This window comes from Piscibacillus sp. B03, assembly GCF_052246295.1.
Lineage (GTDB): Bacteria > Bacillota > Bacilli > Bacillales > Alkalibacillaceae > Piscibacillus.
Map to the genome: position 1 here is coordinate 1 of NZ_JBQQCO010000019.1, position 13,571 is coordinate 13,571.

12 protein-coding genes are annotated in these 13,571 nt (G+C 37.5%); 8 read left to right on the forward strand and 4 right to left on the reverse strand.

Annotated elements, in window-relative coordinates; genetic code table 11:
• The first annotated feature begins 147 nt into the window (after positions 1-147).
• Positions 148-1,218 carry an NAD(P)H-dependent flavin oxidoreductase gene (locus tag ACTWQB_RS12510; RefSeq protein WP_443139528.1) on the forward strand — a complete coding sequence of 357 codons (1,071 nt, stop codon included), beginning with the start codon at positions 148-150 and terminating at the stop codon, positions 1,216-1,218.
• 141 nt (positions 1,219-1,359) lie between these two features.
• On the opposite strand, the gene ACTWQB_RS12515 is transcribed toward ACTWQB_RS12510, so the two are convergent.
• Positions 1,360-2,394: a nuclease-related domain-containing protein gene (locus tag ACTWQB_RS12515; RefSeq protein ID WP_443139529.1), complete on the reverse strand. Its 1,035-nt coding sequence runs from the start codon at positions 2,392-2,394 to the stop codon at positions 1,360-1,362.
• A 289-nt stretch (positions 2,395-2,683) separates the two neighbouring features.
• Here ACTWQB_RS12515 and panD point away from each other — a divergent pair, with 289 nt between their 5' ends.
• Complete coding sequence (gene panD, locus ACTWQB_RS12520) at positions 2,684-3,079, forward strand: aspartate 1-decarboxylase (protein WP_443139530.1); 396 nt, start codon at positions 2,684-2,686, stop codon at positions 3,077-3,079.
• A 44-nt stretch (positions 3,080-3,123) separates the two neighbouring features.
• On the opposite strand, the gene ACTWQB_RS12525 is transcribed toward panD, so the two are convergent.
• Positions 3,124-5,622 carry an NEW3 domain-containing protein gene (locus ACTWQB_RS12525; protein ID WP_443139531.1) on the reverse strand — a complete coding sequence of 833 codons (2,499 nt, stop codon included), beginning with the start codon at positions 5,620-5,622 and terminating at the stop codon, positions 3,124-3,126.
• A gap of 161 nt (positions 5,623-5,783) precedes the next feature.
• Complete coding sequence (gene argH, locus ACTWQB_RS12530) at positions 5,784-7,199, reverse strand: argininosuccinate lyase (RefSeq protein WP_443139532.1); 1,416 nt, start codon at positions 7,197-7,199, stop codon at positions 5,784-5,786.
• Positions 7,200-7,409: 210 nt separating this feature from the next.
• Between argH and ACTWQB_RS12535 the strand changes: the two genes are divergently transcribed.
• The 6 genes from ACTWQB_RS12535 to nfsA all read left to right on the forward strand — a co-directional run bounded on the left by ACTWQB_RS12535 (position 7,410) and on the right by nfsA (position 13,368).
• Positions 7,410-8,576 carry an ROK family transcriptional regulator gene (locus ACTWQB_RS12535; RefSeq protein WP_443139533.1) on the forward strand — a complete coding sequence of 389 codons (1,167 nt, stop codon included), beginning with the start codon at positions 7,410-7,412 and terminating at the stop codon, positions 8,574-8,576.
• Positions 8,577-8,592: 16 nt separating this feature from the next.
• Positions 8,593-9,897 (forward strand): extracellular solute-binding protein, encoded by a 1,305-nt coding sequence (locus tag ACTWQB_RS12540; protein ID WP_443139534.1) that lies wholly within the window; start codon positions 8,593-8,595, stop codon positions 9,895-9,897.
• Between the two features lie 65 nt (positions 9,898-9,962).
• Positions 9,963-10,913: a carbohydrate ABC transporter permease gene (locus tag ACTWQB_RS12545; protein ID WP_443139535.1), complete on the forward strand. Its 951-nt coding sequence runs from the start codon at positions 9,963-9,965 to the stop codon at positions 10,911-10,913.
• Positions 10,914-10,929: 16 nt separating this feature from the next.
• Entirely contained in the window at positions 10,930-11,739 is an 810-nt protein-coding gene (locus ACTWQB_RS12550) for a carbohydrate ABC transporter permease (protein WP_443139536.1), read from the forward strand.
• Positions 11,740-11,758: 19 nt separating this feature from the next.
• Positions 11,759-12,472: a glucosamine-6-phosphate deaminase gene (gene nagB / locus ACTWQB_RS12555; protein WP_443139537.1), complete on the forward strand. Its 714-nt coding sequence runs from the start codon at positions 11,759-11,761 to the stop codon at positions 12,470-12,472.
• A 158-nt stretch (positions 12,473-12,630) separates the two neighbouring features.
• Positions 12,631-13,368, forward strand: a complete 738-nt coding sequence (nfsA, locus tag ACTWQB_RS12560; protein ID WP_443139538.1) for an oxygen-insensitive NADPH nitroreductase — start codon at positions 12,631-12,633, stop codon at positions 13,366-13,368.
• On the opposite strand, the gene ACTWQB_RS12565 is transcribed toward nfsA, so the two are convergent.
• Positions 13,360-13,566, reverse strand: coding sequence for a hypothetical protein (locus ACTWQB_RS12565; protein ID WP_443139539.1), 207 nt, complete (start codon positions 13,564-13,566; stop codon positions 13,360-13,362). The genes nfsA and ACTWQB_RS12565 overlap by 9 nt on opposite strands.
• Between the last annotated feature and the right edge of the window lie 5 nt (positions 13,567-13,571).

Genomic DNA, 13,571 nt, shown 5'->3' on the forward strand with positions numbered 1-13,571 from the left:
AAAAGATGCAAAATGCCTGGAACGCATCACCTTGATACATTGTGAACATAAGGGTAAGCCGTATGCCTTAATAGGGCACGTACGGTTTGATAAGGGGGAAGCTACGAAAGTAGTTTCCCTACTTTATACTTAGAAGGAGGTTTATTTATGATTCAGTTAAAAAATGAGCTTTGTGATAAGTTAGGAATTGAATATCCTGTCATTCAAGCAGGGATGGCAGGTGGTTCGACTACACCCGAGTTAGTTGCGGAAGTCTCAGAGTTCGGCGCGCTTGGAACACTTGGCGCTGCGTATATGGAACCAGAGGCGATTCGTGAAACAGTCCGAGAAATCCAACAGAAAACCGATAAACCGTTTGGTGTGAATGTGTTTTCGTTGAGTGGGTCAGCCGAGCAGTCATTTAAGACTAGTGAGGTTGATGCGTTAAATAAAGTTCGAGCAGAGGTTGGTTTAGAACCAGTTGAGGATGTAGACTTTATGTGGGTGAACCGGGTAACCGAGCAAGTAGAAGTTTTATTAGAAGAAAATGTTCCTGTTATTAGCACTGCATTCGGCGTATTACCTAAGGAATTAGTGGAGCGTGCTAAGGAGGCAGACGTGGTACTAATTACGATGGTGACCAATGTAGAAGAAGCGATTGAAGCTGAGAAAGCAGGAGTCGATGTGATTGTCGCTCAAGGCAGTGAAGCCGGTGGACATCGAGGAACATTTGATGTTGAAAAATATCCAAGTGGTGCGAATGTCGGGACTTTCTCGTTAGTGCCACAGGTGGCCTCGTCTGTTGGTGTACCCGTCGTTGCAGCAGGTGGCGTTATGGACGGAAAAGGATTAGTTGCCGCGATGGTCCTAGGTGCTTCTGGCGTTCAAATGGGAACACGCTTTTTGACAACTCGCGAATCAGGCGTGCCAGCTGAGTATAAACAAGCACTATTTGAAGGTGACGAAACGGATACTGTAATCACGAAAAATATCTCTGGACGTCCAGCACGTGCGCTTAAAAATAAACTCGTGCGCTCATTTGATGATCAGACGCGCTTTCCATACCCTTTTCAAAACATGGCGACCAAAGCCGTGAGAACCTCTGCAAAGGAACGGGGCGACGCTGAGTACTTGTCGTTGTATGCAGGGCAAGGTGTGCGGTCTGTGGTAGAAGAAGAGAGTGTGCGAGACGTGTTGGAGAGTGTCGTTTCGGAGGCGAAAGCAATCATGTCAAAGTAAGTAGGTTTCGCCAGAGTGAGATGATGTTTCGCCAAAAATGGGCCAGGTCTCGCCAAACTTAGGTTTACTTTCGCCAAAGTGGGATGAGGTTTCGCCAAAGTAGGGCGACGTTTCGCCAGAATAGCGCAAACTCTCGCCAATCTACCTTGAGCTTTCGCCAATAACAGGTTTCTTTTCGCCAAATCTCATCCTTTGATAATAATCTAGTAAGTATTTAGCTTCAGTTTGTAAGTCCGCATCAATAGTATAATAACGGTTGCTGGTTTCTCCATGCGAGGTGAAGCCAGCTCTTTTTAATAACTTCTGGACAGTATGGATCGACTGGATGTTCAACAAGTTACGTGCGGTGCTATTATTAATTGTCCGTGATGTTAGTAAGGCGTGTTCATAGAACGTTCGGATATGCGCTTCTGCCCGAGACGTCTCCTTGCAAGTTCCACAGAACCAACGACCGTGCTTTCGTTCCATGGGAAGACTAAGACAATGCGGACATATCACACCATTACGGAGCTCTTCTAAGTGAATGCCTAGGTGTTTTAGCATGTCCAGCTTGAGTGGTTTGTGCTGACTCAAAATTTTCTGGCTTAATGCATTGACCTTAATAGGATTCGATGATTCATACTTTCCTTTTAACTCGTCAAAGCGTTGTTTTAGTTGAAAACCGTAAATCACTCTACTATCGCGTTCCTCTGACAAAGAAGCCCGCTGATTAACAAAAACAATTAACGACTCAATTGGTATGTGAGACAACCCGAGATTATAAAGGAAAGATTTGAATTGGTGGGCTTGAGTGCTCACTTGAAGCAGAGGGTCTTGGTAGGATCGCTCTTCATGGTCCATATACTGATACAGTCTCCCCATATCATGATTAAAGCGTATGTTTCCAGTTAAATTTTTCACTTCAATGATCACGATAAAATTTGGAGTCAAAATAAGCGTGTCAATCTGAAAGTAATTATTCATAAAAGGTAAGCGAACGTCATGCAAGATAATATAATCCTTCTGGTCAATAAATTTAATAAAATAATCTAAAGCTAATTCACCCTTATAGCCTGAGTAATAGTTAGCAGCAAACTGGTGGCTCTTAGAACTCATAGGGTGAGAATTAGTTAATCTCAATATGATAACTATAATAGAGAGTAAATTATAAGGGATCTCATGTGATTTTAGGATCAAAAAGCTCACCTCCATAAAAAATATAAAATGAAACGAACATTTCATCAAAAACCGGAAAACAAATTTTTTTCGAAATATTAACGAAAATCTATTAAAATCTGATGAATTTAATAGAATAATAAATAAAAACTTCTAATTTTAAAGTTCTTAAATAAGAGGTCTCGCCAAAATGACTCGATGTTTGCCAAAGTAAGGAGATCTAGAGTAGGCACCATCCTAAGAACACTAATTTGTCTAATCTATAACACTGTTTTATACTAAACCTAACACGAAACAGGAGGGGAAAGAGATGCAACGCAAGATGTGTAAAGGGAAGATCCACCGCGCGACTGTGACTGAAGCGGATCTGGATTATGTAGGAAGTATCACGATAGATTATAAACTTATGAAAGAATCGAATATCAAGCCTTATGAAATGGTGCAAATTACGAATGTGCGTAACGCAACGCTTTGGAAAACATATGCGATTCCAGCGCCAGAAGGTTCGGGTAAGATTTGTCTAAATGGGCCGCCTGCACACCTTTTCTCACCTGGCGACCTCGTCATTATCTTAAGTATGGGATGGTATGATGAAGAAGAAATCAAAGACTTGAAGCCGAAAGTGGTCTTTGTTGACGGTGAAAACCAAATTACGAGTGTTGAAAAACACGATCTTCATTGGCCAGAAGAGGTTGAGGTGGAGTAATAATATTCAAAAAAACCAGCTACATCGCGTAGCTGGTTTTTCTCTTACTCGTGCCCGTAATATAATAGATTTGTAAAGATTCGATAACCTCCAGGCACTTGGTTATTTAGTTGACGATAGAATACTAAGTTTGTATAAATGTAGCTACCTTCACCATAGTCTGTGACTAAGATACCACCATCGAATGGTTCTTCTCCTGGGTCTGCCATAGAGACTAACGTTTCGTATTGATTGCTCCAATTCATTGGGAAGTATAGGCCTCTTTCTTGAACCCAATGATTCCAATCAGCATCTGTAATATTATTTGGATAGTTAAATACTTTGTGATCAGGTTGAGTCATAGTAACATCGGCCTCTTCATCAGTCACTCTCCACTCTATGGAAGGCTGACCAATTTCAAGGTAGTATGGCGCATGCGCATTAGGGTCCCAATTGTCCCATGGTTTATGGTATTGAGCGACTAAGTGCCCACCATTTTCGACATATTCCATTAAACGGTCGTAATTTGCTAGTAAATCGTCTCGTGAAAGGTTGGCTCTAATTCCAGTTACAATTGTGTCGTACTGAGATAGATTGCCACTTTCTAGGTCTTGTTCATCTAACTTTGTTACATTAAAACCAGTGTTCACTAGTTGGTCTGCAATCTCGTCGAAACCACTTTCTACATAACCAATTTCAAGGTTATCTGGTTTAAGTAGTTCAAAAGCTACACCTTTAACATTAGCAGGATAAATGTAGTAAGAGTCTTTAATATGTTCGTATGAAATTTCTTGTACTGTTCCGCTTATGATCTTACCCTTAGATTCTGCTAGTGCAGTAATATTAAATTCGCCTTCTTCAACTTGATCTGGTAACTCAACTTGGAATGTTACTTCTTTTTCCTCAAAGCGTTCAGAGAAACTCACTTCTTGATTAGTTGGTGAGCTAGACCAGCCATCCGGTATATCTAATGAAATTGATGCAACATTCTCGCCATTATAATAGTTTTTAGCTAATACTTTAACTTCTACCTGATCTTGTTGATCTGCTGTATTGACAGTTAGGTTCGAAGGAGAAGGGTTAACACTAACTTCAGGTAAAACAGAAACCGTGTTATCAAAGTTTAATACTTTTGAAGTTTCAAAACCACGTTCTTTAAACGTTACTTTACTTTGTAAAACTGGCTCATTGTATGGTTTGAAATGCTCAGCATCTTCAGCGACTTCTACGTTAAATGATACTTCTTTAGTTTCATTAGGTTTTAAGTGTTTGACTGAAATATTTTCTTCATGCTTCCAACCTTCAGGACTTAATAATTCAACCGTTACGTGATGTAGTTTGTTTGGTCCATTATTCGTTAGAGTTAATGTAACATTTGTTTCTTCACCTTGAGTTAAAACGTTGGATTGTATAGATTGTTCAACCTGCAAGCTAGAAGATACATAACTTACTTCTTGCAACTGTTCATCTTTCAATTCAAGTTTATGAGTCAACTCATTTTTAGTTGCTTCATCTAAGTTTAATTCTTTTACTAAAGATAATAGTTCTTGAGTTTGTTTAAGTGCTTGTTGTGATTTAGGTAAGATATCGCTTCGGTCTGGGTATAGTTCAATGATGTTATCAAGTTTGTTTTGGTAATTTCTCAATTCTTCTGAAAGTGTTTCATCTTCTACAACATTTGCCCATTCATTAAAGTCATAAGGCACACCTTTAAATAGGCTATCTTCTTCAAATTCTTCAACTGAATTGATTAGCTCTAAATTAAACCGTCTCGGTTCGACTGGGATGTCATTGCCCATACCTTGACTTTTGTGCATATAACGAGATTCTTCACCTAATTGTGGATATGTCATTCCATAAATAGGATCATAATCTCCAATTTCTAATGAGGTTGTTGCTTGTTTTTCAGAAGCAGTTAAGTACAATTTTTTGATTTGAAAAGGATTTAAACCGTCTTCTTCAATTTGATTAGGGTAGACATTAGGGTCTGCAGCATCTTCAAAAGCTTGCTTACTCAGGATGGTAATGGCTCTATGGTGTCCGTGCTGGGAAGGGACGTCTCTGAATGAAGGCATAACAATGTCTGGTTGGTAAGTTCGAATAAGTCTTATTAAACGTTCATAAGTAACGTCCTCACCCCATTTTTCTAGTGTTTCTTCAGGTGACTTAGAAAATCCAAAATCATAAATATCATCTGATGTTTCTTCGCTTAAGTGGTAAGCCTTCACACCAGTAATTTTGGATGCTTCAACCATTTCATTCGATCTAATGATGCCAAGTGCGTTTCCTAGTTCACTACCAATTTCATTTTGTCCACCTTCGCCTCGATTGGCAATTAGGCTGGCAGTTTTAACTCCAAGTCCTCTTGATAAATAAGCCAGTAAGTCACTTCGCTCATCATCAGGGTGTGCACCTGTGTTTAGAAATGTCACTGTTGTATCTAGAGGTTTAACGGCGTTCCAGAGTTCAACATCATGGTCTTTCGTCTCGACCGCCATACCTTGTGTTCCAATCATGGAAGTCAATAGCAATACTGATAGGAAAATCGCTATGATTTTCTTCATTGTGAAACCCCTTTCATAATTTGGTATAAACAAAGCAAGATAATTAGTTAACTTTACTAACTAACTATACAAGCTTTGTTCATGTAAAATATACCATAAGACAAAATATTGTAAATATTACGAAAGTTATATTTGGTTCTCACAATTATAGTTAATTAGTATTACAAGTGTATGGAATGGTTCTGACGTTTTTGGATCATGTCCTTAACAACCTTAGGGTTCGTGCCACCAGTTACATTCCTGCGTTCAACAAATATTCTTGGATCAATAATTGATTGCCAATCTTCTTCTTCTAGTTTTATATCCTCTAGTAGATTATTAATTCGTTCAACATCTAGTTCATATAATTCAATTCCTTGTTCAGTGGCGAACTTGGATACCATACTAGCCGCCTTATGAGCTCTTCTGAAAGGGATTTTGTAATCTCTTGCTAGAACATCGGCTAATTCAGTAATGGTAATCATATTTTTCTTGGCCTCTTGATAGGCATGGTCGTGATCAAAGTCCATTGTTAATATAACCGCTTTCATTATTTTAACGACTCTCACAGCTTTTTCGTACCCTTTATAAAGATGGGGTTGTAAATCATCTTCTGTATCATTAATATCACCATATGGTGTGTTATGAATCATGTGAATGACCGCAAGTCCTTCAGAAGCAGCACTACTTGCAATGGCCCTTGAATGTTCTATTGATACAGGGTTTCTTTTTTGTGGCATGATGCTACTAATTTGTACATAAGCATCGGATACTTTTATTAAACCAACTTCTTTTGAACACATTCTTAAGAATTCCTGCAACCAGCGTCCCATGTTTGTCATAGCACTAATTAATGCTTGCGCAGATTCTATTAGATAATCACCAGTTGCAATAGCATCGTATGAGTTCTCAACTAATCCATCAAAACCAAGTAATTCTACCATTCTTTCTCTATTAATAGGAAAGCCAGAAGTTGTAATCGCTGCAGCTCCCATAGGGGATTGGTTTACTGTATTATAAGCTTGTTGCAACCTTGTAACGTCTCTAGATAAGTTATCATAAATTGCTACTAAATAATGTCCAAAGGTCGTAGGTTGAGCTGGTTGTGTATGCGTGTGGGCAGGCATGATTGAGTCAACGTGTTGATTAGCTTGGTATAATACTGCTTCTCGTAATTGGTTCATTTCGTTTATTAATTCCTGTATGTATTGTCGAATGATTATTCTATACATACCTTCACCTAAATCATTACGACTCTTAGCTATATGCATCTTGCCAGCTAGTTCATCTCCAATTAATTCTCCAAGTTTAGACTCTACTAAAAAAAATAAATCCTCAAATTGTTCTGAGTAAGATAGGGAAGAAGGGTTTAATGTTTTAACTTCCGTGATTGCGCCCAGGATTTGTTCTTTTTCATTTTCGGATAAAATTTTCTGTTCGCTTAACATAATTGTGTGTGCTTCGTGAATGAGAAGCATGGCATCTAAAAGGTATTCTTTCTGGTCTTCAAATACGTGTTTTAAAAGTTGATTTACGTAGGTTTTTCCAGGGAATCCTGTGCCATCTTCCAACTGAAATTGTTCTTTTAAATTTGTCATTAAAGTACACCTCACCATTGTTAATAAATTAAACTTACCAACTAGTAATCATTGTAAGTAAAGGAGTGTAAGAAGTAAAGATTATTTATAAACAATTTTGAAAATTTAAAATGTAAGCGTTGACATATAAAATTTGCAATAGTATGATATTGATTAGTTAGTAAAGTTAATTAACAAATTAGTTGGAAGGGAGGGAGACAGATTAATAACGTGAGACCCTACATACAAGAATATTCTTCTAAATTTTATAACAAAAAGAGAATTCTCCATTACATTCAAAATAACCCTGGGAATTCAAGAGCTGATATATCGAAGTCTTTACAAATTAGCAAGCCTACTGTATCAAGTTTAGTTGATGAATTAGCAGCAGAGCGCTGGGTTTTTGAAAGAAATGGCTCAAAGGCTAGCTCTTCAGGTGGACGTAAACCAATACAAGTTTTTTTTAATAAAGAATCCTACTACATAGTAGGTGTGGATATTGGTGGAACAGTAGTAGAATTAGCGATAATGAATTTAGATGGCGATGTCTTATCAAAGTCTTTTTTTAAGACGCAAGATCACGTCGGTGACTATTTTGTTGATAAGTTAGCAACAGAAATAGCTCATCTAATTCAGAGTAATGGTAAAGAATCTAGACAAGTACTAGGTGTTGGGGTTGGAGTTCCTGGTATTACTGACATAGATAACGGGGTTGTCATTGATGCCCCAACCATCAAATGGAATAACTTTTCTTTAACTAGTGCTTTAGAGTCTTTATTACCGTTTCCAGTGTACATAGATAATGATGTAAACGTAGCGGCTTTAGGGGAGCATTGGAAAGGTGAAGGACAGTATGAAAAAGATTTTGTCATGATTACGTTAGGTACGGGAATTGGTAGCGGCATTATTATAAATAATCAGTTATTTCGTGGTCATGCATATTCAGCTGGAGAAGTAGGCTACATGGTCACTGACAAAAGCCTAGCAGAAGGAAATTACGAGCAAGCGTTTAAAGGGTTTGGGTTCTTAGATAATCATGTAGGAGGCCCCTCCTTCACGGCTAGAATGAATCAGTTAACTAATGAAAATTTAACAGCAAAAGATATTTTTATACGTGCGCAAGAACACAATCCAAACGCTTCATCTGTGGTTGATGATGTCGTAAGTCACTTAGCTGTTGCTTTAGTTAATATTATCTCAATCATTAACCCTAAAAAAATAGTGATTGGTGGTGGTATATCGAAGTCTATTGGTCCATACTTACCTACTTTAGATCAAAAGATTAAAGCTCATATACCTATGGATTTTGAATTAGCTGTAACAAAGCTAAAAGATGTGTCGTTAATAGGAGCTGGAAGATTATTTTTAAAAGAACATGATTCAATTTTAAAATTTTAAAGGGGGATTTATGAGAATGCTTAAGAAATGGCGAATTTTAATGTGTTTAGGGTTAATTACTTTAGTCCTTTCTGCTTGTAGTGATGCAGAAGAGGGGAGCGAAGGTGAGAGTGAGAATGGCGAAGATGATGTTATTACATTAGAGTATTGGCAGTATGCCTTTGATGCTAAAGTTACTCTAATGGATGAATTAATCGAAGAATTTGAAAGTGAAAACCCAGGAATTAAGATTGAACAAACTAATTTCCCATATGATCAGTATAATGAACAAGTCGCGGTGCAAGTACCAGCAGGGAACGGACCTGATATCATTAACTTATTCTACGGTTGGGTTCCTATGTATGTTGATTCGGGTTACCTACAACCATTACCTCAAGATGCTTTCCCACATGAAGAAATTGAAGATGAATTTTTCCCATTAGTTGAAGCAACAAAATTAGATGGTGAGTATTGGACAATTCCAACGTCCGTGAGAACTCTAGCATTACTATATAATAAAGATTTATTTGAAGAAGCAGGTTTAGATCCTAATAGTCCACCAGAAAATTGGGATGAATTACAGGAGTATGCACAAGAATTAACAATTTCTGATGATAGTGGTCGTATTGAACAATCAGGCTTAGCTTGGGAACCTTCTCAGCAAGGACACCATTGGTTACGTGACGGCTTAACAATTCAAAATGGTGGTCAAGTGCTAAGTGATGATCGCCGTGAAGTAGTTTGGGGTGAAGGGGATGCCGGTTTAGAAGCATTCAAATACTGGTTAAGTTTCCCTGCTGAACTAGGTACTTCAGAAGTAGGGTTCTATACTGATGATGTCACAGCGTTTATGACTGAAAAAGCTGCCATGAATGTTGACGGTTCATTCAGAATTGGAACACTTAAGAAGGATGCTCCAGATCTAAATTATGGAGTTGCTCCATTACCTGGTAATGAGGAGAATTCAACTGGTGCGTCATTCTGGACAAATGGTATTACTGCAGATGTTGAGGGTGAAAAGTTAGATGCTGCTGTTAAATTTCTTGAGTTCTTAACAAGTAAAGAAGTTATGGAAAAATGGTTAGATGGTACAGGTGAACTACCAGCTCGTGAAGATGTAGCGATGCAGGATAAATATACTCAAGATGAAATCTATGGTCCATTCATCGAATCTCTACCATTCGCTAATGCTCACTTCTTTATTGATGAGACTAAAGAAAGAGAACTAGTTATTGATGCGGCGGACCGAGTGTTACTAGAAGACATGGGTCCAGAAGAGTCATTTGAAATTTTAGTTGAAGAGACTCAAGCGTTATTCGACGAATATTGGTCAGAAAGATAATTTAATTGTTAATGAAAGGATCTAATTAGGTCCTTTCATTAACTTTTTGAAAAGGAGGGGGATTAATGGGTGCTCTAAAGAAAGAAGCTAGTCACAATCAGAAACCAAGTAAATTTAATAAGTTACTAAGTAATTATAAGTTCCAACGAAATGTATTTATTATTGTAAGTTTACTTTTACCTATTATATTTTACTTAGGGATTCGTTTATTCCCAACATTATATACATTTAATATTGGGTTTCGTGACTGGAATTTATTATCTGCAGGACCACATCCTTTTATTGGGTTAGATAACTTTGTTGCATTATTTAATGACTCGGTGTTTATAAAGTCGGTCATTAATACCCTTATATACATAGTGTTAGGGGTAACAGGTCAGTTATTATTTGGTATTCTTGTTGCTTTGTTGTTACATAAGATTAATAAGTTCGTTGGTATATTTAGAGTGATATATTTTATACCTTACGTTACAAGTATTGTTGCGATTAGTTGGGTGTTCCAGTGGATCTTAATGAAAAATGGTGTCATAAATGATTTGTTGATCATGATTGGTCTTCAACCACAGCCATTTTTGAACTCACCTGATCAAGCAATCTATTTAATTATTAGTGCTATGATTTGGCAATCGATTGGTTTTCAGATGGTGTTATTTTTAGCTGGTTTAGAGAATATTCCAGAGATGTTATATGAGGCTGCTGATATTGATGGAGCAAGCGGTTGGCAGAAGTTTTGGAAGATTACGGTACCATTACTAAATCCTACAATCGTATTCTCAGCTGTTATTGGTACGATTAACTTTATTCAAATCTCTTTCACACAAGTTGTTAATATGAGTGTTAACGGAGCAGGTGGTCCATTAAACTCTACTACATCCGTTGTCGTTTATATTTATCAGCTTGCATTTAAGCAATTTGATTTAGGAATGGCATCTGCTGCCACAGTGTTGTTATTCTTATTTATCTTAGCCTTAACTATTTTCCAATTGAAAGTACTAACTAGAAAGTTCGATTATTAGGAAGGGGGAGGAACTTATGAAATTCGGAAAATCTCTACCCTATATAGCGTTAATTATAGGCTCTGTTATTATGTTATTCCCGTTCGTATGGATGCTTTCAACTTCTTTTAAAGCACCTATGGATATTTTTAGTCTAGATATCATACCTGAAAATCCAACTCTTCAAAACTATATCACAATTTTTGAAGAGAGCTTGTTTTTACGTTGGTTCTTAAACAGTTTAATTATAGCCATTATTACCACTATTAGTGTTGCGTTCTTTGACTCTCTTGTTGGTTATATAATTGCTAAGTTTGACTTTGTTGGTAGAGGTGTTTTATTTATATTAATCTTAAGCACCTTAATGGTTCCGACAGAAATGCTAATTATTCCATGGTATTTAATGAGCTCTGAGTTAGGGTGGACGAATAGCTTTTGGGGAATTTTGTTTCCAGGGCTGATGACTGGTTTTGGAGTATTTTTGATGAAACAGTTTATGGAGCAAATACCTGATGATCTATTAAATGCTGCAAGAGTAGATGGGATGAGTGAGTTTGGTATTTTCTTCAAGATTGCTATACCACAAGTGTGGCCAGCATTATCGGCATTGGGTATATTTACTTTCCTAAGTAACTGGAATGCATTCTTGTGGCCATTAATTGTCATTGAATCACCATCTTTAAGAACTTTACCTGTTGGTTTGTCCTTCTTTTCTTCAGGAGAAGCAGAGTCTCAATGGCACCTGATCATGACAGGTGCTGCCATTTCAGTAATCCCATTAATAATTGTTTTCTTTATTTTGCAGAAACATATTATAAAAGGAATTACATTGACTGGAATGAAATAATACGTATTAGGTGATTTGTGTGGATATTGTACAAGTGAATAGTTACGAAAAATTAAGTAATCTTGCAGCAACTTATATATTATCAACCATTCATTCGTATAAAGAGCCAGTGCTAGGTTTAGCAACTGGCTCTACTCCTATAGGTATGTATAATAGACTAATAGAGTTATACATTAACGGAGAAATCTCCTTTAAAGATGTCACGACTTTTAATTTGGATGAGTATGTGGGAGTTAGTCGAAATAACGAAAATAGTTATTACTACTATATGAATGATGTATTATTCCGGCAAGTAGATATTGAAGATCGAAATATACATTTGCCAAATGGAAACACACAGGATTTGCAACAGGAATGTATCAGTTATGAAAGTAAGATTAATAGTAAGGGTCCTATTCATTTGCAAATACTAGGGTTAGGCGCAAATGGACATATTGGTTTTAATGAACCTGGAACTAGTTTCGAAAGCGAAACACATGTCGTTAAGTTAGATCATACAACACGTGAAGCCAATTCAAGATTTTTTAACAGTATTTATGAAGTGCCTGACTATGCTATTACAATGGGAATTGCGACAATAATGCGCAGTCAAAATATATTGCTCTTAGTTTCAGGAGAGGAAAAAGAGAATGCGTATTATAATTTATTAAATGGAGATCTATCAGAAACATTCCCAGCGTCTATTTTGCAGAAGCATCCTAATGTTACTGTGATATATAATAGTAATTCATAAAAAAGGTGGATTCCAAATTTCGGAATCCACCTTTTATAATGGGGAGATTACTTAGTTTTAGTATACCCATTCCCCTATTTCGTTAAACATATTATTTGTTTATTTCGTTAAAAATTAGTTAACTTATACATAGAGAAAAATATGAAAGGTTGATTTTGATGAACGAGGTTACAGAGTTACTTAAGAAGCATACATCAATTAGGAAGTATAAAGAGGAACCGATTCCTGATGAGGTTCTGTATGAAATGATTCATGCCGGTCAACATGCAGCGAGTTCGAATTTTGTTCAGGCATACTCGATTGTGCGTGTGACAGATGCTGATAAAATTGAAAAGTTAGCTGAACTCAGTAATAATCCAACGCAAATCAAGTCTGCACCAGTCGTGTTGTTGTTCTGTGCTGATTTAAAATGTCTTGAGTATGCTTGTAAAGAGCAGGGAGTTCAACTTACGACAGAAGGAATAGAAAACTTCATTGTCTCAACGGTTGATACGGCGTTATTTGCCCAAAATTTTGTCGTAGCGGCGGAATCGATGGGTTATGGTATTTGTTATATCGGCGGTGTCCGTAATAATCCAGAGCAGATCAGTGAGTTAGTGTCACTACCAGATAAAGTTTACCCAGTTTTCGGTCTAACTGTCGGCGTGCCTGATGAAGAACATGAAGTCAAACCTCGCCTGCCAATAGAAGCAATTTTACACGAAGATGAGTACGATGAATCGAAGTATGAGAACATCATTAAAGATTATGATCAAAAGATGAGCGACTACTACCAGTCTCGCACGGCCAATCGTAGGAATGTGACATGGTCAGAAACAATGGCTAAGATGATGGGACAGCCACGACGTAAGCATATGAGAGAGTTTGTAGAAAAGAAACAATTTGATTTAAGTTAATGAATGAATCGGTCTCGTTGCGGGGCCGTTTTTTTGTGTGTTTAACCGCACATCGGCGAGAACACGGCGCACATCGGCGAGATTCCGACTCACTACGGCGAGAACATGCCACACTTCGGCGAAATCACGGCGCACTTCGGCGAGAATACGGCGCACTTCGGCGAAATCACGGCGCACTTCGGCGAGAATACGGCGCACTTAGG